The following is a 26,394-nucleotide window of genomic DNA, read 5'->3' as shown; positions in this document are numbered from 1 at the left end:
TTTAGCCGAGGCACACGGAGCCTCGGAGGAGGCGTAACATGCTGAATTGGGGGTTGAATCGTCATATCGGCGGACAGAGCTCGACCGGTTCAGGCCTCACGCAGGATACGTCTACCCCGCTTCTCCCTCCTGGCCCTCCTAAAAAAGTGAAGATTGCCCTGGCGCTTGGCGGTGGCGCTGCGCGCGGCTGGGCGCATATCGGCGTCTTGCGCGCACTCGATGAAGCCGGCATTGCAGTCGGCATGATTGCCGGCACGTCGATCGGCGCCCTGGTCGGTGGCTGCTATCTTGCCGGCAAGCTTGACGAGCTCGAGGCCTTCGCGCGTTCGCTGACCATGCGTCGCATCGCCAGCCTGCTCGACCTCACCATCGGCGGTAGCGGACTGTTCGGCGGCATGCGGCTGACCAAGCGCATGCAGGAACATCTGGAAGGATTTTCCATCGAAGATCTCGACCGTCCCTTTGTCGCGGTCGCGTCGGAGTTGAATACAGGCCATGAAGTCTGGATTGCCAATGGATCGCTCATCACGGCGCTCAGGGCTTCCTATGCCCTGCCCGGCATTTTCGAGCCGGTTCGCACCAACGGCCGCACACTGGTCGACGGTGCCTTGGTCAATCCCGTACCGGTTTCGGTGTGCCGCACATATGAACAGCCGCTCGTGGTCGCCGTCAATCTGCACTACGATCTCTTTGGCCGCTCTGCTGTGGTCAAACACAATGTCGGACTGCCGAACGGTGATCTGCTGCGCCGGGAGGACCCTCCTTCCATGAAACTCGGCATGACCGGCGTCATGGTGCAGGCTTTCAACATCATTCAGGACAGGATCGCTCGCGCGCGTTTGGCCGGAGATCCACCAGATCTTGCGTTGCATCCTCGGCTCAGCGATATCGGCCTGTCTGAATTTCACCGTGCTGGCGAAGCTATAGAGCGTGGCTACGAAGAAACGTTGGCACGATTGACCGAAATCCGCCGCATGCAGGAAGCCTACGCGCGCTAAGGCGTAAATCAAACGTATATAGATAAGTTGGGCATCTCCGCCGCAAACAAGAGAGACTCTGTCGATGCGGTACAATCCGGCCCTTGGTTTTGAGCTCCATGCATTCGTTGCGGCAATCGACCCACGGGGTCGATTGCTTCGACAGCACCGAACCGCCCCTCACCCGGCGATATAGGCCTTGATCTGCTCGGCTTCGAGCTCGATCTCGCGGATACGCCATTTGACGACGTCGCCGATGGAAATGATGCCGGAAAGCTTGCCTTTCTCTTCGACGGGAACGTGACGGAAGCGGCGCATCGTCATCAGCTCCATCAATTCGTCGGTCGTCGTATCTTCCTTGCAGCGATGTACCTTGGCCGTCATCATCGAAGCGATCGGCTTGTCGAGGCATTCATGGCCATGCTTGGCAACCGCATTGACGACATCCCGCTCGGTGAAGATGCCGGAAATCTTGCCGCCCGGTCCGACGACCACGATGGCGCCGATCCGATTCTCGTTGAGAATCTTCGCGGCCTCGCCAACGGTCGTATTACCGCCCGTCGTGACGACGTCGCGGCCCTTGGCTTCAAGTATGGCCTTTACGGAAACTGACATTCGATCCTCCCATCTCGAAAGCATGATGAACACTTGAAGCGTCCGATATGTTCCGAAATTACCCCCGGAGCTCAAACCGACGCCTTGCCCGTCGGTCGGTCGATCTTCTCATCCCATGACCGACGGATAGCAATGGTGCGCCTGTGTCAGTAAGAAAGCAACAGCTCATTCATCGGGTGGTAAAGCTTGCTGAGCTTCCACAAGCGGCTGCCGGTCGAAGGGTGCAAAAAGCAGGAATCCGAACAGGAATCCACCGATATGAGCATCCCATGCCACCGGCTGCGAGCTGTCGCCGGCAAGGTTGATCCCGAAGGCGACGAGTGCATTGCCGGCGACCCACATGACGATATAGGCGACGACGGTGCGGCTTCGAAGCGACCCTAGAATACTGAGACGCGGGTTGAGATGCGCCTGCCGCATGGAGACCCGCCGACCGTCCATAGCCGGAAAGGCAAAGCGGCAAGCCGCCCCCATCAACGCCGAGACGACGCCGGACGCCCCGATCAGAAGTGTCTGGTCTCCCCAATAGAGCGCTGCATGCAGGAAGGCGGCGGCGGCGGACGAGAAAATCCAGAAAATCACATAGCGTAGAGGCCCGATACGTCGCGCCACCGGCGCGGCAAAGACCATCAGCCAAAGGCTGTTGAAGACGATATGCTCCACCCCGCCATGCAGCAGCGAATAGGTAACAGGCGTCCATAGCCATTCCAGCCCCTGCTGCGACAAGGGGAAGGCATAGCGGGCCGGGATGAAGCTGAAGGCAAAATAAATCCAGTTCAGCGTATTGTCCGACCACCATGGCAGGTTCATGACCGCGAAGATGACGATCAGGACAGCAAGGCTCGCCAGAATGGCAGGAGGCAGATTGAAGGCCGGGGCACGCTGCTGCGGCTGCGGATTTTCCGGCTCTGGGCGCGGCAGCTGTTCATGGTCCATGTCTTGCTCGGCTTATCAATGGAAGTCATCGACACATAGCGCAGCGAAAATCAAAAAAAAAGCCGCCCGTAATATCGGGCGGCGTGCCGGGATGCTCCTATCCGGATTGGACCTCGATGGCCTGCATGGCACCCGGGAAATTCGTGCTGAAGGTCACTTGGTGAAGTGATGAACAAAGCCTTACACCAGCCACCGCGCCGAGCAACTGAAACTCCTTGTTAACCCTAACGGCCCGGCTCTGGCATGGAATTCGCAAGGTAGGAGTCGAAGGCAATGAATGCCTTTGTATTTGAAATGAAATGGGACACGGACGCATTATGCGCCAGAAGACAAGCATCGATATATTTACCTATTGGGAGCACATACGCGGCAACGCGGATGCCCCCTTGCGCAATTTGATACAGCCATCGGCGATCGGCCACATTCTTCCCGAGCTGTTCATCCTGGAAAACACGGCGGACGACAATCCCCGCTTCCGTCTGGCCGGTACGGCGATCTGCAACCTCATGGGGCGTGAGATTCGCGGCGAGGATTTCGCCGCGCTCTGGGCTGGCAGCCAGCAGGACGATCCGGTACACATTGCCGCCGGCGTGATGAAGCACGTGGTTCCCGCATCGATCCACGCGACGGGTTATTGCATCAGCGGCCGTAGCATGACCTTCGAGATGATATTGCTGCCGGTTCGCACATCGAGCGATACTTGCGACAGACTGCTTGGCTGTCTGACGCCTACCGTTTACACGACGTGGCTCGGTAACGAGCGCCTGGAATTTCTGGCACTTGATCGCAGCCGCCTACTTCGCGACCGCACTGCCCGGCTCGTGGATGCGCCGCCGCATCCAGATCCGACGGATCTTCTGCCGCATCAGGGAAGCACCAGCCTGGGCGAATGGATGCGTCGAAAGTTAATTCAAGCAAAAAATGGGCGCGAGAGAGCCGGAATTGACCCAGCTCGGAACAAAATCGGCGATCATCTCTAAGCTATGTCTCGGGAAAGACAACCTTACTTTAAGGAGTTGCGGCTAATAGTTGGAAGAGACGCAATAGGGTTCAAGACGCTTCCATGCACTCATTCCAGCCGGCCCATGCGACGCGGCCCAACCAAATGACAGGCAATGCTGTTCGCAATGATCAGCGGACCTTTCAACGGGTTCCGATCAATATGCAGGGTCGCCTGATGCTGGCTAATTACGAGGAATTCGAGTGCCTGGTCACCGAGATGTCGCCGGGTGACCTACATGTCACCTGCTTGGGACGTCCGCGCGCCGGCGAGCGTGTCATCGCCTACATCGATCACCTCGGCCGTGTCGAAGGCAATGTCGTTGCGGTCGATGGCCGCGGTTTCACCATGTCGATCAACGCGACCGAGCGGAAACGCGAAAAGCTTGCCGCGCAATTGACCTGGCTTGCCAATAAACACGAACTCGGCCTGCCGGAAGATCGCCGCCATGATCGTCTGACGCCGCGCAATACCCGCAGCGAACTCACGCTGGATGATGGCACGCAATATGTCTGCCGTATCATGGACTTGTCGCTATCTGGCGCAGCGGTCGACGTCGAAGTACGTCCCACGCTCGGAACGCCAGTGCGCCTTGGCAATATGCGCGGTCGCGTCGTGCGCCATTTCGTGGAAGGCGTGGCGATCGAGTTCCTTTCGCTACAGTCGCGCGAGACCTTGCGCGAATTTCTCTGATACTGTCATTGTCCTGTCACGCGGCATCGCGAAATAGCGACGCCTGTCTTTCTCCTCATTGCGTGACGGCACAATGCTTTATCCGGATACAACTCCTTTTGCCGAAGGCCTGCTTGAGGTCGGTGACGGCCAGCAGATCTATTGGATGCAATCGGGCAATCCCGAAGGTTGGCCTGTCGTTGTCCTGCACGGTGGGCCGGGGTCCGGGAGTTCTGCTGGAACGCGGCGCTATTTTGACCCGCATTATTACCGGATCATCCAGTTCGACCAGCGCGGCTGCGGCAAAAGCCTTCCGCATGCGTCGGAACCGGCGATCGATCTTTCGGCCAATACCACCTGGCACACAATTGCCGATATCGAGCTATTGCGATTGCGGCTCGGCGTGGAAAGTTGGATCGTATTCGGCAATTCCTGGGGCTGCACGCTTGCGCTCGCCTATGCCGAAACCCATCCGCAACGAGTTGAAGGCTTGCTCCTCGTTGGTATCACCATGACGAGACAATCGGAAATCGATTGGCTCTATCAAGGTCTCGGCCGTTTCTTTCCGGAGCAATGGGCTCGATTTCGGGTTGCCGTGCCGGAGCAGGAGCGCGATGGCGATCTGGTTTCAGCTTATTATCGCCTTCTGCTCGACCCCGATCCCGCAATCCATGTGAGGGCCGCCAGAGACTGGCACGAATGGGAGTCCGCCTCGATCCTGGTCGATCCGCGCGCAGCCCTTTCGCCGCGTTGGTCCGACCCGCGTTATCTCACGGCTCGCGCCCGGATCATCACACACTACTTCCATCACCTGGCCTGGCTCGAGGAGCGGCAGATCCTGCGCGACATCCACCGGCTTGCCGGCATCCCCTGCACGATGATCCAGGGCCGCATGGATCTCGAGGCGCCGCTCGTGACCGCCTGGGAATTGTCGCAGGCATGGCCGGGGGCGGAGCTGGTGGTCGTTGCGAACGCTGCCCACTCGCCTGAAGTCGCAGAGATGGCTACCGCGATCATCCGCACGACCGACGCTTTTCGCTGCGATATCCAGCAATAAAAATCAAAAATATTTTTTGAGCCGGCTTTCCCAAAATGGCACAGATCCGGTCGAAAACTGTCAATTTTGGTGTTTAGACACCACTTCGTCGCCACCGTTCTGCATCGTTCCGGGATACCTTCCGCCAGAACAGATATTCTGGCGTTAAGAAATCCGTTTCGGGCAATCCTTCCAACACAACGCAAGGCGGGATTTTAGCTCCTCGTATCCGATACCAAATTCATTCAAATTTTAGTCGAATTTACCGCGAACTTGAATCAAGTTTTCTGCGTGTTTTATGAGAATTTTCTCCAGATTTGATTCAACTAAGCCATTAATTTGACTGTGCAATTTTGCGTCAGATAAAATCACGCGTGTCATTCTGATCCCAATAAAAACAGGGACAGGGACATGAACTTTCAAATCGTACTTCGCGGCTTTGCCGCTCTGGGGCTTTTCACTTTTGGCTTCTTCGGTCTTGCTCAGGCAGCACCCGCCAACATGACGATCACCGGCGACGCTGCCCCTCCGATCGGTCACTATGAGTTCTGCAAGGAAAACCCGCGTGAATGCGCCTATTCCGGCGGTGACGCAGGCCCGATGATCCTGAACGAGGACAGCTGGAAGGCGATCCTGAAGATCAACTACACGGTCAACACGACCATCAAGCCGATGACCGATATGGAACTTTACGGTGTCGAAGAGAAGTGGGCGATCCCGACCACCGCCGGCGACTGCGAAGATTTTGCGCTCCTGAAGCGCAAGCAACTCATCGATGCCGGCTTCTCGCCTTCCGATTTGCTTATGACCGTCGTGCTGCAGCCGAACGGCGAAGGCCATGCGGTGCTGACAGTTCGCACGGATCGCGGCGATTTCATTCTCGATAATATGCGCAACAAGGTGAAGCTCTGGTCCGAGACCGAATATACCTTCCTCAAGCGCCAGTCCGCCGATCACCCGGCCCGCTGGGTCAAGATCCAGGATGGCCGCGCCGTCGCGGTCGGCAGCTTGAAGTAAGCGCTCTTCACACAGGATCATCGGCGGCCTAGCGTCGATGGTCAAAGTCAGAGGCCCGGTCTCGTCCCCTGATTTCTGTCCAGGCCGGTGCCTCCGAGCCGTTCCCACTGTCCCGGGGAACGGCTCTTTTTCGTTTGGTGGCTGGCCTCAAGGCAAGCGCTGAAAATATCCCGGGAATTTAAGTGTGCCATTAGCATGGGTTGCGACTTATATTTAACCGTCGGTTAACTATCGTGGCGCCAATCATCATTTCCACCGAGACTCAAAAAAGTCAGACACCGCGAGGTTTTGCCATCAACGATGGCGATCGGAGCGGAAGGGAATGAAGGCAAGAGTATGGCTCCTCCTCTGTCATCCGCAGCAATGGTCGAAGAAGGACCGCTGATATCGAGCGGATTTGTCTATCGGCTCACGGCAGGTGTTGCCGTTCTGGCAGCCTTGACTGTCGCCATATCCGTCGGTGGACACTGGCTTGGTGAGAAAATTTCGCTTGCAGGCCACACAACCGATACCAAGCCCATCTCTGTCACGATCGGCGACGACACGATGCATCTCGCTGCAAACACGATCCGCTTTCCGAGCGAGCGCGCGGACGGCACCGCCGAGCGCGTCGATCTCTATCTGACCTGGCCGCAGATGCAGGGCTACAGCGAAGCCGATCGCATACGCTTCGACGATATCTCGCAATCATCCTCGCTGATCTTCCTGCAAATCAGCCAGAGCACGATGTCCCGTGACATGTCCGGCCGGCTCGGTCCGATCTATTCGCAGCTGATGGATGGGGCTGCCTATGCCGGCCCCTTCGGCCTGACGGCGCATCGGCTTCGCGCGGATGCCGGCTATAATGACGAAATCCTTTTGACGGCGCCGCGGACCGGCGAGACCGATTATGTCGTGCGCTGCCTCCTACCCTCTTCACCGACGCTGGCAACCAGTGGCGACTGTCAGAGAGATATCAAGGTCGGCAAGGATTTGAGCGTTCTCTACCGCTTTTCCAGCACTCAGTTGGGCGACTGGCGCGCCATGGATGCTGCTGTCCAGAACTTCGTCAAGACACGCCTTGTGGATAACGTCGCGCCTGCGGCGACAGCCGTGGGCGGCCGCTAAAATGGCGCAGAAACCTGAAACCAACTGTTCATCATAAACCGATTGGTAACGCTAAGCCTCTACTGTTGAACGGAATGGCCGTTCATGGAGGCGGCGGCCGGATAATCGAGAATGTAAATGCAAGCAGAGAGTGATTTAGTGTCCAGATCCATTCTTTCCGTTTCGTCATCTCAAACCGGTAGGATTCTGGCGAGAGCGCTTCTTGGTTTTTCGATCGCGACTGCGACGGTCACGGTGACTGTCATTGATGCGAGCGCGGCCGGTCCGAAATATGCCGGCATCGTCATCGACGCCAATACCGGCAACGTTCTCTACAGTGAAAATGCCGACACGCTGCACTACCCCGCCTCGCTGACCAAGATGATGACGGTCTATCTGACCTTCGAAGCGCTTGAAGCCGGGCGCATCACCCTCGATACTCCCGTTGTATTTTCGAGGAATGCCGCCGCTCAGGCGCCGACCAAGCTCGGTATTGGTGCCGGTCGCTCCGTGACCGTTCGCGAGGCAATCCTCGGCATCGTCACCAAATCTGCCAATGATGCCGCAATGGCGCTCGGCGAAATGCTTGGTGGCTCCGAAGAGGGCTTCGCCCGCATGATGAACGACAAGGCGCGGGCGCTCGGCATGACGCGCACGACCTATCGCAACCCGAATGGCTTGCCGAATACCGCACAGATGACCACAGCTCGTGACCAGGCCCGCCTTGGCATCGCCTTGCGCGAGCATTTCCCGGAATATTACGGTTTCTTCTCCGAAACGAGCTTCCGGCTCGGCAACCGCACGATCCTTGGCCACAATCGCCTGGTTGGCTCCGTGCGCGGCGTCGATGGCATCAAGACCGGTTATACGCGTGCTGCCGGCTATAATCTCGCGACCTCCGTGAAAGTCGATGGTCGCTCCATCGTCGGCGTCGTCCTTGGCGGCGCTTCAACACCGGCTCGAGACAATCAGATGCGTAAGCTGATCGCCGACTATCTGCCTGCGGCATCGACGAAGCACATCGCTTCCAATGTGATCGCCCAGGTCCCGGCTGCGACGCCGAATGTGCAGGCAGCCAGCGCACGCATGGCGGATATCAGTCGCGCAAAGATCAAGAATGACGGAACGACCGAAGTCGCCGATTCCAGCCCATCCAGCGCGGCGGCTTTTGCGGCGGTGGCACCGCAGTCGAGTAATCCGTTGCTCGCCGCAAAGCCTGTCCAGCGTCCTGCCTATGATGAAGCAGCCTCCGCCGGATCCTCAGACGATGCCGATGAGGACGAGGTCGATACCGTAACGACCGCATCGACCTCCAAGAGTGATACGAAACTCGTCAAGCTGCAGCGGGCCGAGAAATCCGAAAAGGTTGCTAAGGCTGACAAAGCTGAGCGTGGGCCGACGGGCTGGGTCGTTCAGATCGGGATTTCCTCCAGCAAGGATGGCGCGACCGATCTGCTTGATACGGCAAAGAACAAGGGCGGGAAGGCCCTGCGTTCGGCCAAGCCCTATGCGGTCGCCTTCGATGGCGGTTACCGCGCCCGTTTTGGTGGTTTTGAAGATCAGAGCGAAGCAATGAATGCCTGCAAGGCGCTCAAGCGCGCCGGCGTGAAGTGCTGGGCAAGCATGGAATAGGAATGCGGCCGCGATCTTCGCGCCGCATGGTTTGTAGATTGGCCGGGCTTTGTGTCTCGCCCGGCTTTCCGGTCCCGAATGTCAAACGGGCCGGCCCTGATTTGGTAACGTGTACGGGGTTTTGAAATGGCAATGAACGAGAACTTTCCCGGTTTCTCGCTCGATAGCGGGGGCAAGATGAAACAGAAGAGCTTTGCTCTTCATCCGCTGCATGAAGCGGCGATGCGACTGGCGGACCTCGGTCTCAGCCGTTCGCGCTCGCGCAACAAGACGAAAGATCTGATCGGCATCCTGCTCTGCCACGGCGCACGCGCCTGGCGCTATTCGCAACCGGAAGCGCATATTCATCTGCACATCACTGCGCCGACCGGCCGAGCTCCGATCATGATGCGGCTGCGCTGAGGCAGTTTTCGGAAAAATGCGTAGCGGTTTTCCATCTGGAGCCGCGTGAAAACAATAGGATAGAGCGGTTCAAAGCAGAGCCGCTCTGAGCAGACGCCCTACAGCAAACCGAGTTCGGAAAGCTCCCGCCGCAGATCGGCGGGCAATTCAGCCGCCGCGCCGAGACTGTCGAGGTCGCGGGGTACATCGTCTTGCGGCAGATAACGCCAGCCCTGAAATGGGCGCCGCGGCTGCCCGGTCGTTTCGATGACGCTCGGATCGAGAATGAGCCGGCAGCGATGAATACCTTCCGCGTCGGTGAAGGTCTCGATCCCGAGAAGCTTCTGCCTTGCCTGCACCTGCCCCTTGATCACCCAATAGAGCGAGCCGCCGTCCAGCAGCTCCTCCACCCGCTTCGGCACCATGCGTGTCGTATGGGTCGTATGAGGCTCCAGTCCGGCGGCAATGGCGTTCATCGCCCGCTCGGACACCCATTCGCGCAGATCCTCCAATGAATCCGCGCCGACGCACAATTTGATGAGATGTAAAGCCATAGTGCCGTTGAAATCCTTTTGCCCGGCAGCGTCAAGCTTTTCGCTATCGACATCCACAGAGTGGGTAACATCCTCTGACAGCGCAAGAGGTGATTCTCTCGGAGGCGGTTATGGGCAGCGCATCGGATTACCCATCAAACGAGTGGGCGGCAGCGGATGATCCCGGCCAGTTCGGCTGGTCCAGCACTGCTCTCGCAAATGCCTACCGCTATGCGCAAACCATCGGATCGTCCGCGATCATGATCGTGCAAGATGGCCTGATTGTGAGTTCATGGGGTAAGATTGCCGATGTGACCGGCATCGCCTCGATGCGCAAAAGCCTGCTGAGCGCATTGATCGGCACGCATGAGATCGAGGGTACGATCGATCTGGCTATGACTCTCGCCGAACTGGATATCGATGATTGCGAACCGGCACTGACACCGAAAGAGAAACAGGCGACGATCGCTGATCTTTTGATGTCGAGATCGGGGGTCTATCACGCCGCCGCCGATCAGAATCCGGCCCTCCTGCCGCCCCGAGGTACCCATGTCGCCGGAGAACAATGGTTCTACAACAATTGGAGCTTCAATATTCTGGGGGTTATCCTCCAGCAACTGAGCGGCGTTCCGCTTGCTGACGATTTTTCCCGCCGTATTGCAATCCCGCTCCAGATGCAGGATTTCCGGTCGGAACACTTCTATTTCAAGACGATACCTCAATCGATCCATCCAGCCTACAAGATCAGAATGTCCGCGCGTGACCTGGCACGCTTGGGCGTGCTCCTGGTGAATAGCGGCCGATGGCGTGATGCCCAGATCATTCCGGCGGAATGGATCAGCAGAAGCACCGTGCCTTATACGGATCTCGGGCATGGTGCGGGTTTTGGCTACAGCTGGTGGATCGGACGATACGCATTGCAACCGCCGACAGCCGCCGCCGAAATCGTCAAGGACAAGCCATTTTACTGGGCGTCCGGCATGGGAAACCAATATCTCATGGTGTTTCCGGACATAGCGACGGTCTTGGTTCACAGGGTCTGCGACGCCAATAACGGGCCAAGCAGTGCTCAAATCGAGCAGCTGCAAGTCATGCTCCTGGGAAGCCGCGTGGCCGGCGTCCCCGTCACTACTCCCATAAGCAAATGATCTTTGCCCAAGGTCGCGTTTCGACCCTGGGCAGCATCAGCATTCCACCACATTCACAGCAAGGCCACCCGTCGAGGTTTCCTTGTATTTCTCGCTCATGTCGTAACCCGTCTGACGCATGGTCTCGATGCAGGCGTCGAGCGGCACGAAATGCTGGCCGTCGCCCTTAATGGCGAGCGAGGCAGCCGTGACCGCCTTGACCGCGCCGAGCGCGTTTCGTTCGATGCACGGCACCTGAACGAGACCGGCGATCGGATCGCAGGTCATGCCAAGGTGATGCTCGAGCGCGATTTCCGCGGCGTTCTCGATCTGCTCCGGCGTCGCGCCCATGACGGCGGCAAGCCCAGCAGCGGCCATAGCCGCCGCCGAACCCACCTCGCCCTGACAGCCGACTTCGGCGCCGGAAATCGAGGCATTGTGCTTGATGATGCCGCCGACTGCGGCTGCCGTCAGCAGGTAGTTGCGGATGCCGTCCTGATCCCAATCCTCATGGAAATGCTGATAATAGCGGATCGTCGCCGGAATGACGCCGGCCGCACCATTGGTCGGCGCCGTCACGACGCGACCGCCGGCCGCATTCTCTTCGTTGACGGCCATGGCGTAGACGCTGAGCCAATCGTTGGCGAGCACCGGATTGATGCGGTTGCTGCGCCATTCTTCCTGCAGCTTGTCGTGGATCGCCCGTGCACGTCGGCGCACCTTCAGCCCGCCGGGCATGATGCCATCGACTTTGAGGCCGCGATCGATGCAGCTGCTCATGGCAGCCCAGATGCGGTCGAGGCCGGCATCCAGCTCCTCGGCACTCATATGCGTCTCTTCATTGGCGCGCTTCATCTGCGCGATGGAAAGGCCGGAACGCTCGGACATTTCCAGCATCTGCTTGGCGCTGGCGAAGGGGAACGGAACACGCTCGCCTGCCGCGGCGGGCTTTTTCCGGTCGGCCTTCATCTGCTCCAGCTCGGTATCGGTGACAACGAAGCCGCCGCCGACAGAATAATAGATGCGCTTGACAAGCAGGCGATCGTCCTTGTCGAAGGCCGAGAAGCTCATGCCGTTGGCATGGCCTGGAAGAGGCACCTTCTTGTCGAAGATAAGGTCGGTCTTCGGCTGGAACCGATAGGTCGGATGCCCGGGCGGCGTGATGCGCCCGCTGCGCTCGACCTCGTCGATGATGCCGTCCATATGGTCGGGATCGACGCTATCGGGCCTTTCACCCATCAGGCCGAGAATGACAGCCCTGCCCGTTCCATGGCCGATGCCCGTATGGGCGAGCGAGCCATGCAAGCTGACCTTGATCGATTCGACATGCACGTTCGAAGACGGACGCGGCCATTCGTTCGAAAGCACGAGGTCGAGGAAGCGATTCGCGGCCGACATCGGCCCCATCGTGTGCGAGCTGGACGGTCCCACACCGATCTTGAACACATCGAAAACTGAAAGAAACATGGACTTTTGGTGCCTCCAGGCAAATCGATTTCCGGCAACGCTACGCTATCGGGGCAAGCTTGCACGGCGATTGGCCGACATCGGATTTCATGGCAGCGACATTACATATAGGCATTCGGGTAAGCAAACAGAAGGCCATTGCGCGCCGCAGGGGCTGAGATAGAGTCCACATCGGATTGATCTGGAGAATCTCCCTTTATGACGACTGCCGACTATGTCGCCCTCGCCCTCTTCATCTTTCTCTGGGCCGCGCTGAACTGGATCGTCAGCAGCGCCAGCTTCTTCAATCGTACCAGCCTGACGCTGGCGATGAACGAGCGCCGACGGGAATGGATCTATAATTCGCTTCGCCGCGATCTGAAGATGATCGACACCCAGATCCTCTCAGGCTTGCAGAACGGCACCGGCTTCTTCGCCTCCACATCCATCTTCGCCATCGGCAGCTGCTTTGCGCTGCTCGGCGCCACCGATAAGATCAATGCCTTCTTCTCCGACATGCCCTTCATCTTCAACGGCGGCCGTGCAGCCTTCGAAATCAAAGTGGCCGGGCTTGCCTGCCTCTTTGGCTATGCTTTCTTCAAATTCGGCTGGGCCTACCGGCTGTTCAACTATTGCACCATTCTCTTCGGCTCGCTGCCCATGCTGGAAGATGCCATCCGTGATCCCGTGCGCGCCGAACGCGCCGCCGAGCGCGTCATCCGCATGAACATCATCGCAGCCCGGAACTTCAACTCCGGCCTGCGCGCCATCTTCCTGTCGATCGGCTATCTCGGCTGGTTTCTGAGCCCATACGTTTTCATGGTCACGACCATGTTCATCATCATCGTGCTGGTCCGCCGGCAGTTTTTTTCCGATGCCCGTCTGGCCATTATGGATGGCGATGTGCCATGACATGCTCGCGCCGTCCCAAGCGGCGCTCGTGATTTGAGTTCATGCCTGGAAGGACCCGCCAATGGTCGCTATCGCCGAGAGTGCCGATGCACCGCAAAAGACGCCCCGCATCGGCATTCTGGACACGGCGCGCGGCGTCGCGCTGCTGGCCATGGCAAGCTACCATTGCACCTGGGATTTCGAATTCTTCGGCTATCTCGATTCCGGCACGGCGGAAACGGGCTGGCTGAAGCTTTACGCCCGCGCGATCGCCAGCACCTTCCTGTTCCTGGCAGGCTTCAGCCTCGTGCTTGCCAATATGCCGGAGATTCGCTGGCGTTCCTACTGGCGGCGGCTGGGCATGATCGTCGCGGCGGCCGCTGCCATCTCGCTCGTCACCTTCATCGGCATGCGCGACGAATGGATATTCTTCGGTATCCTGCACAGCATCGCGGCGGCAAGTCTCATCGGACTTCTGTTCCTGCGCCTACCGGCATTCGCCACGCTTCTGATTGCTGCGCTGCTGGCGGTCGGCATCATCATCGACAATATCGTTGCGCCGCTGTCGCTGCATTCGACGTTTTTTGACGCGCCCTGGCTCTGGTGGATCGGTCTTTCGGAAAATATCCAACGGTCGAATGACTATGTGCCGCTTTTTCCATGGCTGACGCCATTCCTGTTCGGCCTCGGCGTGGCGCAATTGGCGACCTCTCTGGGCTGGCTGGAGCGCCTGGCCAAATTCGGCCCTGGCCACAATCTCGTCGCCCGCGCGGGCCGCCACAGCCTGATCTTCTATCTGGTCCACCAGCCGGTGCTGTTCGGTCTCGTCTATCTTCTGTCGCTGGTCGCTCCGGCTCCGCCGCAAGACCCGACAGTCGGCTACATCAGGCAATGCGTGGCGTCCTGCACGCGGTCGGGCAGCGAAGCCATGTGCCGCAGCTTCTGCCAATGCACGCTCGACAAACTGCAGGCTCAGAATCTTTTCAAACCCTTGGAATCCGGGGCGATCAAAGCAGATAGCGATGAACGTGTAAGCCGAATCGCGATACAATGCACGGATGAAGCGCAATGACAGGGTTATTCGATGAATGCCTATCGTTCGAAGTCGCTGAGTTTTCCGTGGCCGCCGCTGCTCTATAGCCTCGCCATTGTCGCGGCGCTGTGCCTGCAGCGGTTGTATCCGTTGCCCTTGCCCTTTGTCTGGGCGCTTGTTTCATGGGTTATCGGCGCCCTTTTGACGGCCTTCGCGGTGACATTGAATGTCTGGGCCGTCAAGACGTTGCTGGAGCGCCGCACGACGGTACTGACCCAGCGTTGCAGCGCGCATCTGGTGACCACAGGCCCCTTCCGCCTTACCCGCAATCCGACTTATCTCGGCTATACGTTGCTGACCGCGGGAATGGGTCTGCTGATCGGCAATCTCTGGTTCCTGGCGACGGCTGCTTTGGCAGCGGCATTGACGACCTTGCTCGTCATCCGCTGCGAAGAGATGCATCTCCTCTCGCGCTTCGGCTGCGAATTCGAATTCTACTGCAAGCGCACGCGCCGCTGGCTTTGAAAGCGAAGGGATTGGAGGACGGCTGAAGGAATCGTTCCGGCGTTACCTACTGATTTCCAAAGAGAAAGAAGATCCGACCGATACTCGTTCTCGTGCGATAAACTAGATTGCTCATGACTGACCGACCGTCGCCGGCATAGAGTTCGAATTGGCGAGACCTGTCTCCACCGACGGCGCCTTCCAGCCTGGTGGACGTTTTTTCGTTTCGGAAGGAGCAGTCGGGTTTGCCGCACTGAACAGCGACCTCGCCAGATAGACGCTGCGTGGAGTCGATGGTCACGCTCACTTCAATCTGGGTCTTCTGATCGTCGATAAGCTGGCAGCGAGAATAAAGATGGCAGATCTGTTGGCCATAGGTCGCGTCCTTGCCATCAAGCAAAAGGCCATAGGCGACTGGCACATCAGACTGTGCTGCGTCGGCGGCTGAACCGCAATTGGGGCTCGCCAGGATAGCGGCAGCGAGAATAGCAAAGACAGACGAGATTCTTGTTACCACGCCATGAAATCCCCCACGGAACGCTTCGCTTGTAGAAAGCGTTCTTGGGGGAACTATGGCTGAGAAATTGTCTGCTTAGCCGTGATTGAGATGTTCACGTCCCGACGCCGATTTCGGCGAGGCGCCCGAGACAGGCTTCCTCGACATTATCGAGTTCGCTTAGCGTATCGTCGATATCCTTACGCTTCTGGCGCAACTCGTCGCGCTTCTCATCGACGCGCTTCATCAGCAGCTTCAGCTGGCCGATTTCGCCCGGAGGCTCCTTGTAGACCTGAATGATCTCGCGAATCTCGGCGATGGTGAAGCCGATGCGACGGCCGCGCAGGATTTCCATGATGAGACGCCGGTCGGCCGGACGGAACAGGCGCGTGCGGCCTCTGCGCTCAGGGTGGATGAGACCCTCGTCCTCATAGAACCTCAAGGTCCGGGTCGAAACCCCGAATTCCCGAGTGAGCTCCGTTATGCTATAATATCCGTCGACCAAGAATCCGCCCCTATCTGCTTCCCACGATAATATTGACTTTTACGTAATAGTCAATTTTCATGGGTTCCAGTCAGCTCCGAACCCGCCAGCGCAGCGCAAAACTATAGGCTCGCAAGGCCTAAGGGGCGAAATTTCCAGTAAATTCGATAGTAATGGTCACAAAGATAGGTGACGCCCCAGCGACTCAATCCACGAATCGATGTGACAGACGTACGGAATGCTAGAATGCCGCGGTCGCACCCTCAATCATGGCAAACACCGTTTCGCTGGAAGGCCTCTGGCTTGCCCGACACCCCTGACTGACCCTTTTTGAAATCGATATAAAACAACTGGATAATGGAGAAGGCTCATCGGGAAGCGCAGCCATCTAGACGATAGCATCTCCGCCATCTTCGCTTATCCTGACCGCCTTCTACCTATGTCCTCCATCCGATAGAGAGTGCCGTGCCCGTCCGCCCCATCATCCGCTTTCCTGATCCGCTATTACGAGCCAACTGCACCGCCATCACGGCCTTCGACGACGATCTGCGAGCGCTCGTCAACGATCTGCTGGATACAATGCGGGCCGCGCCCGGCGTCGGCATCACCGGCCCGCATATCGGCGTCCTCAAGCGGGTCGTCGTGATCGAACTTGGTCGCGAGGATGGCGTGCGCACCTATATCAATCCGGAAATCCTATGGTCGTCGCCGGAGACCATGCGGCATATGGAGGGCAGCGTTTCCATGCCCGGAGCGACGGAGGAGATCGTCAGGCCGAAATCGATCCGCTTTCGCTATCAGGATGTCGCCGGCGAAACACATGAAGCGGAGGCGCACGACTTTCTGGCCATCTGCATCCAGCACGAGATCGACCAGCTGGACGGCATTTTCTGGCTCCAGCGGCTTTCCAAGCTCAAGCGCGACCGGCTTGTCAAAAAATGGGAGAAGATGCGGGATTGAAATCTGCAAACGAAAACGGGCGCCCGAAAGCGCCCGTCCTGTCATCGCTAAACTCGGCAATCAGCCCTTGAGCTTGGTGTTGCAGAGGCTGTAGTAGCCGCCGCCCTTCTGGATCCACTTCAGACCGCCGAGCGCATTCTTGGCCTTTGCGGCATTGTAGGCGTCAACGCAGGTGTGGAAACGGCCCTTGCCGGGCGTCTCGCTGGCATACTTGGCGTCGACCTTTGCCGGGAAGGTTACGCCTGCCGGAGCAGCCGTCGTCGGCTTTGCCGGTTCTGCTGCCGGCGGCTTGGTGGCGTCGGGCTCGCTGGCATCGACCTTGGCTGCCGCAGTCGTCTTCGTCGTCTTGGGAGGCGTCGTAGCCGCTGGCGCGGTGGTTGCGGGAGCGGTGGTCGTCGTAGTGGCGCTGGCATCGGCGCTGCACTGCGTTGCGCGGAAGTCATTCCACTTCTGGCCGTTCAACGTACCAGCGGTTTTGGCAGCCTGATATTTGGCGCTGCACTCTTTCATGGTTAGCGCAGAAGCCGAAGAAGCGAGGCCCATCGAGCCTACAACTGTGAGAGACGCAATAGACATCAACAGAATGGCACGACTTGTCATTGGCATTTCCTCCGCTCTATGACGAATGTCGAAACTATTAATCGTATCGTCCATATCGATTGTCAATCGACGCGCGATCTGGGGGCGACGGAAGACACCATATGCGGACGAACATGAACGCAAACTGTACAAAAATAGCCATCAAAAAGAGTGGCTTGGCAAGAATGACAATCTTTGATGGCGGTTCGCCGGTGCGCTGAGCTCAGCCGGAAGTAGAAGAGGCCACAGCCCCGATCTGAAACATTGGCAGGCTTGATTCTGCTATTCGCAGGTCAGCGATGCGCTTGGGCTGCAATAACACTCGTAACGGGAAGCCGGACAGGTTGCTGTTGCAAGGCTGAAATCCTGACAATTGCATTGGACATGAAACTGTTGATCTGCCGTCGCCGATGTCGCGCTATAGATTGAAAAGCCGGTGCCGATATCGGCCGGGCGAGACCCGACGCTGAAGGAATAGGTCGAAGCGGTGCTTTGCTGCGAGTTATCCTGCTGGGCCAACGCCGTGAGAGGAAGGCAGAATGTACCGCAAACCGCAATCAACAGTCTTGAAGCCGACTTGACCATATCTCGTCCACACCCTCCTTCTTATTGGCACATCAGATAGGCGTGCGGAACGCAGGTGCATGCGTAAGACTGGGTCGGGCACGTCATGTCCTGCAACGTCCGATCGTCGCAATTGCACGTTACGAAATAGGACGAGTTGTTCGGCATCTTCAGAATGCTCGAGGTGGAATAGCCGCTGCCAAGATCCGCGCGCCGATAGCTGAAGCTCGAAGCCGAATTCTGGGCATTCTGGTTGTTACCAGTGGTCTGCGCCATGACCGGCAGAGCAGACACGACAAAGAGAAACAATGCCTTGCAGCCTGTCTTCCAATAACGGGTTGCGCCAACAACGGCTCTCATATGCTTACTCCATCCTGCAATTTGTTTGGGAATGAATTCTAGTTTCGGAATGTTTCTTCCGTTTCTCCGTCTGTTGCGGAACCTTTCTCGTCCGCAATTTCTAGCCATGAGATGCACCGAACGTCGCAGGCGCCTTGCCTTGGCATGATGGTGGGGAACCATCGGGATTTTCGTCCGTCTCTTGACTGACGATACCACCACGGCGCGGAGCGAAAAAGTCATTAGGACCCTATCAAAGAACCGCTGGCGATCACTGTTTCGCGAGGAATAAGAGCGATTGCGGAGCGGATGCAACCTATCATGAACTTCAGACCTTGAAGTGCAGTCGCGTCGCCCTAGCTTCCCTAGTGCAGTTCCCCTCTCTGTGCCCTGGATGCTCTCCCTTCCAGGGCATTTTTCTTTCGGGGCACTTTTCCTGGCGAGCGAGGTGCAGTGGATGGACCATTGCACCAAATGATTCGCCACGGCTCCTAAATGGGCGTAGGCTATCTTTACCGTTGGCTACCGAATCCGTAGGCGCCGGCGGCTGAGAGAGACAACGCGCTCTCGCCTGCGAAGGTCAAGGAGTTTCCCGCATGACCTCGCATGACAATCATGACAATATACTCAGCGATCAGAAACTGCACGATCTTCTCAAGGCAGAAGACAGGATAGACCTTTTGGAGAAATCGAAACGGTGCACTCCGGATGAGTTGGAAGTGCCCGTAGCAGAGGACGCAGAAGGCGCTCCCTTGTGAGCCGCTTGTGAGCCGCAGCAGTTTTTCGCGGTCAATCGGACAGGTCGTTTGACCTGTCCCGCTTTGCATTGAAATTCAACGTAACATCCGTGATCGTCTTCTTCACGCGATCACCGATCGGCTTCACGCGTCATTGACCGTTTCGCCGAAAACTTGCTCGAACGCGTCACGAAGGCGGATATCGACATCCGCCATCATCACCGGCAAGCCAAGATCGACAAGGCTGGTGACGCCATAGGCCGAGATTCCGCAAGGAATAATACCGGTGAAATGTCCGAGATCGGGATCGACGTTCAGCGAGAGACCGTGAAATGTCACCCATTTGCGCACGCGGATGCCAAGTGCTGCGATCTTGTCCTCGGCCACGGTACCATCGGGCAGAATCGGCTTTTCTGGGCGCCTGACCCATACGCCGACCCGATCTTCACGCCTCTCGCCGCGTACATTCATCGATTCGAGCGTGCGAATGATGACCTCTTCGAGCGCACCCACGAAAGCTCGGATATCCTGCCGCCGACACTTCAGGTCCAGCATGACATAGGCCACGCGCTGACCTGGCCCGTGATAGGTATATTCGCCACCGCGTCCAGTGGCAAAGACCGGGAATCGATCCGGCTCGATCAGATCGACAGCATTGGCGCTGCTGCCTGCTGTATAGAGTGGCGGGTGCTCGACCAGCCAGACGAGCTCCGGCGCCTGCCCCTCGGCAATCGCGGCCACTTCCGCCTCCATGGTGGCGACTGCCTCTTCATATGGCACGAGACGATCGCTGATCCGCCAGCGGACGGGCGGCGTGCCTTGAGCGGGAAACATTTGATGAGAAAGTTCGGTGCGAAGCATTATGGCAGTCCTTTGCGCGCCGCGCGGGCCGCATATGTGGAAAACCTGCGTGCCGACGGGTTGTCCACATATGGCGCTATTCGGGCGGGAATTCAAACATGTAAGGCGTTTCCGCCGTATCCGGACCAGCTCGATCGGAGGAGCTGTGAAGGAATTTAAAAAAACTGACATATCGCTCTTGTGCCCCCCGAATGCTTTTGCTACATGCAGCCGCGCCGGAGCAATCTGGCCTACCACGATGCGGTCGTGGCGGAATTGGTAGACGCGCAGCGTTGAGGTCGCTGTGGGGCAACCCGTGGAAGTTCGAGTCTTCTCGACCGCACCAAGAACCCGGCTTTGGCCGGGTTTTTTGTTTTTAGCCCTTGGCGAAACCACAAAGGTCTGCGCCTTGCATCAATTTGGGCGCTCGCGTTGCAGCCCTCCAAACGGATCTTCAGTTTTGGGTCCAGAATTTGGAAAACTGCTCGTACCAAGGGTGACCCGATCATCTACAGGCGGCAGATCGCGCTCCGTGACTGAGGAGCGCGGGCTAAGTCACCGCTGAGCACGCGGCATCGCGCGCCAGGAAGTCGGCGAGCTCGTTGCCTGCTGCTCCTGAATGCCCCTTGCACCATTCCACAACCACATTCGGATGCTGTTCAAGCAGGCGGTCGAGTTGTTGCCAGATCTCCATGTCGTGGATCCGCCGGCGTCGCGTGTGCGGGTTCGGAGTAATCCGCTTCCAGCCGTTGGTGCGCCAGATTGCCCTCCACCGATAGCAGCCTTCTATGACGTGGGCGGCGTCCGTCCAGAGCGTGGCAGGCTGTGCCGGAGTCTCGGCGGCGATCCAGGCCATTGCGTTTAGAACGGCGAGGACTTCGAACGTGTTGTTCGATGTGCCGGCCCCCTTGCCACAACCGGCATATAGCTGTCGGTCGCCTTGATAGACCACGAACGCCCATCCTCCGGAGCGGGAGGCGGCGTTGAAGGAGCCGTCGGTGTAGATGTGAAGCGAGTCGGTCATGCGGAGAACATAACATCAACAGGGAAGTGGCTAGGGGAGAGTTCCAGGGCTTTCGCGAACGGGTTCCTTCGCTTAGAGGCCGCTCTCGCTTTCTCGCGGATAACGACGATGGAATCCGGTCTCCGATTTGGGGCGATGTAAATGCCCTGCCCGTCTATCAGGATGATGCGGCGGGAAATGAAGGCAGCGGACGACGGTGACGAAAACGCGCGTCGTGTTCCATTCGATGCGTCGCACCATGATAGATTTCCATGGATGTTTTCAGGCGCGCGGCGTGTAAGCTGGCAATCATTGAAAACCTTGGAGGTGGCTCATGCCCCGTTTCCTTGCCGTTTACACTATGAAGCCCGAAGATCTCGCGTCTTTTCGAAGCCTACCCAAAGCCGAGCAGGATGCTGTCGATGCTATCGGCATCGCACAGTGGGCTGCGTGGGAAGAAAGAAACGCTGCCTCTATCCTTGATCGTGGCGGCATGGTGGGAAAGACGACTCGCATCACCAGGAACGGCGTCGCCGACGCGGTCAATCCATTCTGCGGCTACCTGGTGGTCGAGGCTGAAACCGCAGATGCTGCCGCAAGGCTTTTCCAGGACCACCCCCATATTACCGTCTTTCCCGGCGACGGCGTCGATATCATGCCCTTTTTAACCTGACTTCGTTGATGGACCTTTCCACCATAACGATGGGGTAGCAGCCGTGGGAGCGAAGCGGCTTCATCCAAAACGGGAGAAGCGAAAATAATCAAAGCGGAGGCTGAAATCCAAGCGAATTCGCCTTCCTCGCCCTTGATGGCAAAAGCGGCCGGATTTTCATGCTCACTTGACTTCGCGCTCCTCTCTGGCACCGTGAAATTTCCTGAGACGTTGGAGGATGCATGACGCCAGAACGCTTTTCCGAATGCCTTTTGCATATCCGCTGGACGCCGATCAATCTGGCGAGCGCCCTGCAGTGCGATCTGTCATGGGTGGAGGCGATGGAGGTTGGGAATGCCGAAGTGCCGGACGGCCTGGCAGCATGGCTGGAAATTCTTGCGCAATGCCATGAAGAGGCCGGTGTTCCCACCACCTATCGCGGACGTGGGCACGACTGAGACTGGCAGAGGTAAGTCTGGAAAACGAATGACAGCTCGAAACAGCGGATAACTCATTCCAACGGAGGGATTGGAGATGAATGATGATTTTCGCTTGAAGCTTATCAAAATCAGAGGCGAAAAGATCGCCCATCGCAACGAACTGCTGGCGATGAAGATGCAGGACGCAACGACAAAAGGAGCTAGCCAGGATATCGATCTTGACGGCATGATCGCCCGCGAGCAGCTCGCGATCGACAGCCTCGACGATACGATTGCCCGCCTCAGCTAGAAATGACCAGCACTGCGCTCAATGCGCCACGTCCTTGCTGAGATTACGCAGCCTGATCTGATGGTCGAGGCGTTCGAGTTGGCTTGTCGTTGTCTCGATCAGCCGGCCGATTTCCTGATAAGCCGTTCGCAACCGCGAAAGCTCGTTCCTGACGGCTTCCAAAGCGCGCTCATCACTATCTTCTCCAGGTCCGTCACCCGATCCGGTCATCAGCCACGCCGGAGAAACATCGAAAAGAGCCGACATCTTGATCAGCGCGGAGGCATTGGGCTCGGCGCGATCGGATTCCCACGCGAGCATGGTCTCCTCGCTGACGCCAAGTTGTCGGGCCAGTGTTTCGAGACTGATTCCCGCCGCGTCGCGCGCCATGGACAAGCGCCCACCTAGCGTATCACCGCCTTCATCCGAAAAAACGGTCGTCTCTTGTTCTGGTTTGAACATCGGTGCGATCCCTTTCCTGGTCGCGCCAGCTATTTTGTGCCGCGCATTCATGTTTTAGCTGTTTCCAAAGCTCCAGATAGGTCTAAGGGCGTCATCTCGCCATTGCGATCTGTCCCAATTGGAAAAGTGCGACATTTTCCGATGACAGTTGCCGATACTTGCAACCACTCCTGATCGCGCCTTGATTGCATGCCTGTCCTGTGTTTGATGTTCGTGCATGTCCGTTTCTCCCGCCATCCCCACGCAGCAAAATCCGCTTAGAGGCATGACGATCATGGCAAGCGCCATGATCCTGCTGCCAACGATGGATGCGATCGCCAAATACATGGCGAGCTTCGAAGGCATGTCGCCCGGCCAGGTGACCTTCTATCGCTTCTTCTTTCAGCTTGTCTGCATGCTGCCGATGCTGGCGACCATGGCCGGACGGTCGGCCTTTTCGGCAAAGCGCCCCTGGATGAACCTGCTGCGCGGCGCGCTGCACGGCGCTGCCAGCCTGCTATTCTTCGCGGCGGTCAAATACATGCCGCTTGCCGATGTTTTCGCGATCTACTTCGTCGAACCCTTCATGCTGACGGCACTTTCGGCGCTGTTTCTCGGGGACAAGGTCGGCTGGAGGCGCTGGCTGGCGATCGTCATCGGTTTTGTCGGAGCGATGATCGTCATCCAGCCGAGTTTCGAGATTTTCGGCCTGAAGGCGCTGCTGCCTGTTGCCTGCGCCTTCCTCTTTGCGCTCTACCTGTTCATGAACCGGGCGGTCGGCGAGGCGGATTCGCCGATGACAATGCAGGTCATGGCCGGCGTTGGCGGCACGCTGTTCATGTCGGTCACCCTGTTGGCCGGGGCATCCGCTGGCATCGCTGATTTCGAACCTTCCCTGCCCGCCTCTGCCCTCGGCCTCGTGCTTCTGCTGATTCTGGGCTCGATATCGGGCTATGCGCATATGCTCGTCGTCAGAGCCTTCCGGCTGGCGCCGCTCTCGCTGCTTGCACCGTTTCAATATTTCGAGATCATTTCCGCCACCGTCCTCGGCTACGCGATCTTCGGCGATTTTCCCAATCTTTCCAAATGGATCGGCATCGCCATCATCGTCAGCTCCGGCCTCTTCATCATCTGGCGAGAGCGCGTTCAGTCGAGATTGGAAAAAACCGCGTGAGCGCAGATATCTTGCACATGGACCGACAGCACAATTTGTGGCTAAAACACTGAGACAGCAGAAGTATTGGGCGGAGATTGCATGTTCAAGAAAATCCTGATCGCCAATCGCGGCGAGATCGCCTGCCGCGTCATCAAGACCGCACGCCGTATGGGCATCCTCACGGTCGCCGTCTACTCCGATGCCGATCGGGATGCTCTGCATGTCGAAATGGCCGATGAATCAGTCCATATCGGCCCAGCCCCTGCTTCCGAAAGCTATCTCGTCGCCGACAAGATCATCGCCGCCTGTAAAGAGACCGGCGCCGAGGCGGTTCATCCGGGTTACGGCTTCCTCTCTGAGCGCGCCTCCTTCTGCGCGGCACTGGAAAAGGAAGGCATCGTTTTCATCGGTCCGAAGCCGAAGGCGATCGAGGCCATGGGCGATAAGATCGAATCGAAGAAATTCGCCAATGCCGCCAAGGTTTCCACTGTTCCAGGCTACCTCGGCATCATCGATGACGCGGATCATGCAGAGAGAATTGCAGGCGAAATCGGTTATCCCGTCATGATCAAGGCGTCCGCCGGCGGTGGCGGCAAGGGCATGCGCATCGCCTGGAGCAAGGACGAAGTGCGCGACGGCTTCGAGCGCGCCCGTTCGGAGGCGAAAAGCTCCTTCGGCGACGACCGCGTCTTCATCGAGAAATTCGTCGTAGACCCCCGGCACATCGAGATACAGGTTCTGGCCGATGCTCATGGCAATGTCGTCTATCTCGGCGAGCGCGAATGCTCCATCCAGCGCCGGAACCAGAAGGTCGTGGAAGAAGCGCCCTCACCGTTCCTCGACGAAGCGACGCGGAAGGCGATGGGCGAGCAGTCGGTGGCGCTGGCCAAGGCCGTCGACTATCAAAGCGCCGGCACGGTCGAATTCATCGTCGACCGTGACAGGAATTTCTACTTCCTCGAAATGAACACCCGCCTGCAGGTCGAGCACCCGGTGACGGAGCTTGTAACGGCCATCGATCTCGTCGAGCAGATGATCCGCGTCGCCGCCGGCGAAAAATTGCCGCTCAAGCAGGCAGATATTAGGCTCAATGGCTGGGCGATCGAAAGCCGCCTCTATGCCGAAGATCCCTATCGCAACTTCCTGCCTTCGATCGGTCGCCTGACGCGCTATCGCCCGCCGCGCGAAGGCCGAACGGAGAAATCGGTCGTCCGCAACGACACCGGTGTCTTCGAAGGTGCCGAGATCTCGATGTATTACGATCCGATGATCGCCAAGCTCTGCACTTGGGCGCCGACGAGGCTTGAGGCGATCGAAGCCATGGGCGAAGCTTTGGACGGCTTCGCTGTCGACGGCATCGAGCACAACATGCCGTTCCTCTCTGCGCTGATGAAGCATCCGCGCTGGCGCGAAGGCCGCCTCTCCACCGGCTTCATTGCCGAGGAATATCCCGACGGTTTCGCGCCGGTGACGCCGGACGAAGACCAAACCGCTTTACTGTCTGCAATCGCCCTTTCCTGCAGCCTGATCGAATCCAACCGCCGCGAACGCTATGGCGACCGGCTGCGTCCAGCCGCCGCGCCGCTGCGGGATAGCTGGGTCGTCAAGCTCGGTGCCAACTATTTGCCTGTGACGCTGCTTGAAAGCGTCGTGACCATTCCCTTCGAAACGGACATGCAGATCGGCGGCAAGACCGTGACTGTCGCAAGCGATTGGCGTCCCGGCGATTCCGTATGGGTCGGCACCATCGGCGACCGCAAGCTGACGGCCCAGATCCGCACCGTGCTCAATGGCCTGCGCATCGATTGGCAAGGTATTTCCGTCCGGGCCAAGGTGTTCACGCCGCGTCAGGCCGAACTCGACAAGCTTATGCCGGTCAAACTGCCGCCGGATACGTCGAAACTGCTGCTCTGCCCCATGCCCGGCCTGGTCGTCGCCATAGCCGTTGCCGAGGGGCAGGAAGTCAAGGCAGGTGAGACGCTGGCGATCGTCGAAGCGATGAAGATGGAAAATGTCCTGCGCGCCGAACGCGATCTGGTCATCGGCAAGATCAATGCCGGACCGGGCGAAAGCCTCGCCGTCGATGCCGTCATCATGGAATTCGCGTGATCCAATCAGAGCATCCGGGTAAATTCCGGAAAACTGCGCGGCGGTTGTTCGGCTAAAACCTGACGATTGCGACGCTAAGTGTCTGATTTTGGCTTGAGCCGCGATGCGCGGCCATGGCAATGTCGCGCGGACCAAATCACAGCAGGAAGGGATGAGATCATGGACGTAAGAGCAGCGGTCGCGGTTGCGGCGGGCAAGCCGCTTGAGGTGATGACGGTTCAGCTTGAGGGGCCGAGAGCAGGTGAAGTGCTGATCGAGGTCAAGGCGACCGGCATCTGCCACACCGATGATTTCACCCTGTCGGGTGCCGATCCCGAAGGCCTGTTCCCGGCGATCCTCGGCCATGAGGGTGCCGGCATCGTCGTCGATGTCGGTCCGGGGGTGACTTCGGTCAGGAAGGGCGATCACGTCATTCCGCTTTATACGCCCGAATGCCGCGA

General features: G+C 58.2%; 30 protein-coding genes and 1 tRNA gene. 21 read left to right on the top strand and 10 right to left on the bottom strand.

The window, feature by feature from the left end; all coding sequences use genetic code 11:
- The first annotated feature begins 38 nt into the window (after window positions 1-38).
- Window positions 39-998 (top strand): patatin-like phospholipase family protein, encoded by a 960-nt coding sequence (locus GA0061100_RS32175; RefSeq protein WP_075856926.1) that lies wholly within the window; start codon window positions 39-41, stop codon window positions 996-998.
- A gap of 159 nt (window positions 999-1,157) precedes the next feature.
- Here the strand turns inward: GA0061100_RS32175 and GA0061100_RS32170 are convergent, their stop codons facing one another.
- Window positions 1,158-1,592, bottom strand: a complete 435-nt coding sequence (locus tag GA0061100_RS32170) for a CBS domain-containing protein (protein WP_075856925.1) — start codon at window positions 1,590-1,592, stop codon at window positions 1,158-1,160.
- A 165-nt stretch (window positions 1,593-1,757) separates the two neighbouring features.
- Window positions 1,758-2,528: a rhomboid family intramembrane serine protease gene (locus GA0061100_RS32165; RefSeq protein WP_075856924.1), complete on the bottom strand. Its 771-nt coding sequence runs from the start codon at window positions 2,526-2,528 to the stop codon at window positions 1,758-1,760.
- A gap of 317 nt (window positions 2,529-2,845) precedes the next feature.
- Between GA0061100_RS32165 and GA0061100_RS32160 the strand changes: the two genes are divergently transcribed.
- The 7 genes from GA0061100_RS32160 to GA0061100_RS32130 all read left to right on the top strand — a co-directional run bounded on the left by GA0061100_RS32160 (window position 2,846) and on the right by GA0061100_RS32130 (window position 9,373).
- Complete coding sequence (locus GA0061100_RS32160) at window positions 2,846-3,508, top strand: PAS domain-containing protein (RefSeq protein ID WP_244558012.1); 663 nt, start codon at window positions 2,846-2,848, stop codon at window positions 3,506-3,508.
- Between the two features lie 83 nt (window positions 3,509-3,591).
- Window positions 3,592-4,221: a PilZ domain-containing protein gene (locus GA0061100_RS32155; RefSeq protein ID WP_075856922.1), complete on the top strand. Its 630-nt coding sequence runs from the start codon at window positions 3,592-3,594 to the stop codon at window positions 4,219-4,221.
- 73 nt (window positions 4,222-4,294) lie between these two features.
- Complete coding sequence (gene pip / locus GA0061100_RS32150; protein ID WP_075856921.1) at window positions 4,295-5,257, top strand: prolyl aminopeptidase; 963 nt, start codon at window positions 4,295-4,297, stop codon at window positions 5,255-5,257.
- A 390-nt stretch (window positions 5,258-5,647) separates the two neighbouring features.
- Window positions 5,648-6,253 carry a transglutaminase-like cysteine peptidase gene (locus GA0061100_RS32145; RefSeq protein WP_075856920.1) on the top strand — a complete coding sequence of 202 codons (606 nt, stop codon included), beginning with the start codon at window positions 5,648-5,650 and terminating at the stop codon, window positions 6,251-6,253.
- A gap of 336 nt (window positions 6,254-6,589) precedes the next feature.
- On the top strand, window positions 6,590-7,360 hold the full coding sequence (locus GA0061100_RS32140) for a hypothetical protein (protein WP_075856919.1): 771 nt from the start codon (window positions 6,590-6,592) through the stop codon (window positions 7,358-7,360).
- A 117-nt stretch (window positions 7,361-7,477) separates the two neighbouring features.
- Complete coding sequence (locus GA0061100_RS32135; protein WP_075856918.1) at window positions 7,478-8,971, top strand: D-alanyl-D-alanine carboxypeptidase; 1,494 nt, start codon at window positions 7,478-7,480, stop codon at window positions 8,969-8,971.
- Window positions 8,972-9,097: 126 nt separating this feature from the next.
- Window positions 9,098-9,373 (top strand): hypothetical protein, encoded by a 276-nt coding sequence (locus GA0061100_RS32130; RefSeq protein WP_075856917.1) that lies wholly within the window; start codon window positions 9,098-9,100, stop codon window positions 9,371-9,373.
- Between the two features lie 98 nt (window positions 9,374-9,471).
- Here GA0061100_RS32130 and GA0061100_RS32125 read toward each other — a convergent pair whose 3' ends face one another.
- Entirely contained in the window at window positions 9,472-9,906 is a 435-nt protein-coding gene (locus tag GA0061100_RS32125) for a DUF1489 family protein (protein ID WP_075856982.1), read from the bottom strand.
- 110 nt (window positions 9,907-10,016) lie between these two features.
- On the opposite strand from GA0061100_RS32125, the gene GA0061100_RS32120 reads away from it, so the two are divergent.
- Window positions 10,017-11,033: a serine hydrolase domain-containing protein gene (locus tag GA0061100_RS32120; RefSeq protein ID WP_075856916.1), complete on the top strand. Its 1,017-nt coding sequence runs from the start codon at window positions 10,017-10,019 to the stop codon at window positions 11,031-11,033.
- 36 nt (window positions 11,034-11,069) lie between these two features.
- Here GA0061100_RS32120 and GA0061100_RS32115 read toward each other — a convergent pair whose 3' ends face one another.
- A complete protein-coding gene (locus tag GA0061100_RS32115) occupies window positions 11,070-12,479 on the bottom strand; it encodes an L-serine ammonia-lyase (RefSeq protein ID WP_075856915.1) in 1,410 nt (469 codons plus the stop codon).
- A 198-nt stretch (window positions 12,480-12,677) separates the two neighbouring features.
- On the opposite strand from GA0061100_RS32115, the gene GA0061100_RS32110 reads away from it, so the two are divergent.
- The 3 genes from GA0061100_RS32110 (at window position 12,678) to GA0061100_RS32100 (ending at window position 14,907) form a co-directional block, all read left to right on the top strand.
- Window positions 12,678-13,370, top strand: coding sequence for a DUF599 domain-containing protein (locus tag GA0061100_RS32110; protein WP_075856914.1), 693 nt, complete (start codon window positions 12,678-12,680; stop codon window positions 13,368-13,370).
- A gap of 61 nt (window positions 13,371-13,431) precedes the next feature.
- Window positions 13,432-14,421 carry a heparan-alpha-glucosaminide N-acetyltransferase gene (locus tag GA0061100_RS32105; protein WP_075856913.1) on the top strand — a complete coding sequence of 330 codons (990 nt, stop codon included), beginning with the start codon at window positions 13,432-13,434 and terminating at the stop codon, window positions 14,419-14,421.
- 12 nt (window positions 14,422-14,433) lie between these two features.
- The gene (locus tag GA0061100_RS32100; protein ID WP_075856912.1) at window positions 14,434-14,907 is read left to right on the top strand and encodes a methyltransferase family protein; all 474 of its coding nucleotides are present in this window, start codon (window positions 14,434-14,436) and stop codon (window positions 14,905-14,907) included.
- A 590-nt stretch (window positions 14,908-15,497) separates the two neighbouring features.
- Here the strand turns inward: GA0061100_RS32100 and GA0061100_RS32090 are convergent.
- Window positions 15,498-15,887, bottom strand: coding sequence for a MerR family transcriptional regulator (locus GA0061100_RS32090; protein WP_069612249.1), 390 nt, complete (start codon window positions 15,885-15,887; stop codon window positions 15,498-15,500).
- 444 nt (window positions 15,888-16,331) lie between these two features.
- On the opposite strand from GA0061100_RS32090, the gene GA0061100_RS32085 reads away from it, so the two are divergent.
- Window positions 16,332-16,826 carry a peptide deformylase gene (locus tag GA0061100_RS32085; RefSeq protein ID WP_075856910.1) on the top strand — a complete coding sequence of 165 codons (495 nt, stop codon included), beginning with the start codon at window positions 16,332-16,334 and terminating at the stop codon, window positions 16,824-16,826.
- Between the two features lie 60 nt (window positions 16,827-16,886).
- On the opposite strand, the gene GA0061100_RS32080 is transcribed toward GA0061100_RS32085, so the two are convergent.
- The gene (locus GA0061100_RS32080) at window positions 16,887-17,426 is read right to left on the bottom strand and encodes a hypothetical protein (RefSeq protein ID WP_075856909.1); all 540 of its coding nucleotides are present in this window, start codon (window positions 17,424-17,426) and stop codon (window positions 16,887-16,889) included.
- A 585-nt stretch (window positions 17,427-18,011) separates the two neighbouring features.
- Window positions 18,012-18,329, bottom strand: coding sequence for a hypothetical protein (locus GA0061100_RS32070; protein ID WP_075856907.1), 318 nt, complete (start codon window positions 18,327-18,329; stop codon window positions 18,012-18,014).
- 575 nt (window positions 18,330-18,904) lie between these two features.
- Between GA0061100_RS32070 and GA0061100_RS34785 the strand changes: the two genes are divergently transcribed.
- A complete protein-coding gene (locus tag GA0061100_RS34785) occupies window positions 18,905-19,066 on the top strand; it encodes a hypothetical protein (RefSeq protein WP_159444828.1) in 162 nt (53 codons plus the stop codon).
- A gap of 123 nt (window positions 19,067-19,189) precedes the next feature.
- Here the strand turns inward: GA0061100_RS34785 and lipB are convergent, their stop codons facing one another.
- Window positions 19,190-19,906, bottom strand: coding sequence for a lipoyl(octanoyl) transferase LipB (lipB, locus tag GA0061100_RS32060; protein WP_075856905.1), 717 nt, complete (start codon window positions 19,904-19,906; stop codon window positions 19,190-19,192).
- Between the two features lie 240 nt (window positions 19,907-20,146).
- Here lipB and GA0061100_RS32055 point away from each other — a divergent pair.
- A tRNA-Leu gene (locus GA0061100_RS32055) sits at window positions 20,147-20,231 on the top strand.
- 204 nt (window positions 20,232-20,435) lie between these two features.
- Here the strand turns inward: GA0061100_RS32055 and GA0061100_RS32050 are convergent.
- Complete coding sequence (locus GA0061100_RS32050) at window positions 20,436-20,909, bottom strand: ribonuclease H family protein (RefSeq protein ID WP_075856904.1); 474 nt, start codon at window positions 20,907-20,909, stop codon at window positions 20,436-20,438.
- A gap of 313 nt (window positions 20,910-21,222) precedes the next feature.
- Between GA0061100_RS32050 and GA0061100_RS32045 the strand changes: the two genes are divergently transcribed.
- The 3 genes from GA0061100_RS32045 to GA0061100_RS32035 all read left to right on the top strand — a co-directional run bounded on the left by GA0061100_RS32045 (window position 21,223) and on the right by GA0061100_RS32035 (window position 22,269).
- Window positions 21,223-21,561: a hypothetical protein gene (locus GA0061100_RS32045; RefSeq protein WP_075856903.1), complete on the top strand. Its 339-nt coding sequence runs from the start codon at window positions 21,223-21,225 to the stop codon at window positions 21,559-21,561.
- 221 nt (window positions 21,562-21,782) lie between these two features.
- Window positions 21,783-21,998, top strand: a complete 216-nt coding sequence (locus tag GA0061100_RS32040; protein ID WP_075856902.1) for a hypothetical protein — start codon at window positions 21,783-21,785, stop codon at window positions 21,996-21,998.
- A gap of 76 nt (window positions 21,999-22,074) precedes the next feature.
- A complete protein-coding gene (locus tag GA0061100_RS32035; protein ID WP_075856901.1) occupies window positions 22,075-22,269 on the top strand; it encodes a hypothetical protein in 195 nt (64 codons plus the stop codon).
- Between the two features lie 18 nt (window positions 22,270-22,287).
- Here GA0061100_RS32035 and GA0061100_RS32030 read toward each other — a convergent pair whose 3' ends face one another.
- Window positions 22,288-22,761, bottom strand: a complete 474-nt coding sequence (locus GA0061100_RS32030) for a helix-turn-helix domain-containing protein (RefSeq protein WP_244558011.1) — start codon at window positions 22,759-22,761, stop codon at window positions 22,288-22,290.
- A 166-nt stretch (window positions 22,762-22,927) separates the two neighbouring features.
- Here GA0061100_RS32030 and GA0061100_RS32025 point away from each other — a divergent pair, with 166 nt between their 5' ends.
- The 3 genes from GA0061100_RS32025 to GA0061100_RS32015 all read left to right on the top strand — a co-directional run.
- Entirely contained in the window at window positions 22,928-23,863 is a 936-nt protein-coding gene (locus GA0061100_RS32025; protein ID WP_075856899.1) for a DMT family transporter, read from the top strand.
- Window positions 23,864-23,944: 81 nt separating this feature from the next.
- Window positions 23,945-25,954, top strand: a complete 2,010-nt coding sequence (locus tag GA0061100_RS32020; RefSeq protein WP_075856898.1) for an acetyl-CoA carboxylase biotin carboxylase subunit — start codon at window positions 23,945-23,947, stop codon at window positions 25,952-25,954.
- Between the two features lie 159 nt (window positions 25,955-26,113).
- On the top strand, window positions 26,114-26,394 hold a 281-nt coding region (locus tag GA0061100_RS32015), incomplete at its 3' end, for an alcohol dehydrogenase catalytic domain-containing protein (RefSeq protein WP_159444797.1).

The sequence above is a fragment of the Martinezella hainanensis genome (assembly GCF_900094555.1).
In the GTDB taxonomy this organism is placed as follows: Bacteria; Pseudomonadota; Alphaproteobacteria; order Rhizobiales; family Rhizobiaceae; genus Rhizobium; species Rhizobium hainanense.
Note: the sequence above shows the minus strand (reverse complement) of the source record. Positions and strands in the feature narration are given on the sequence as shown.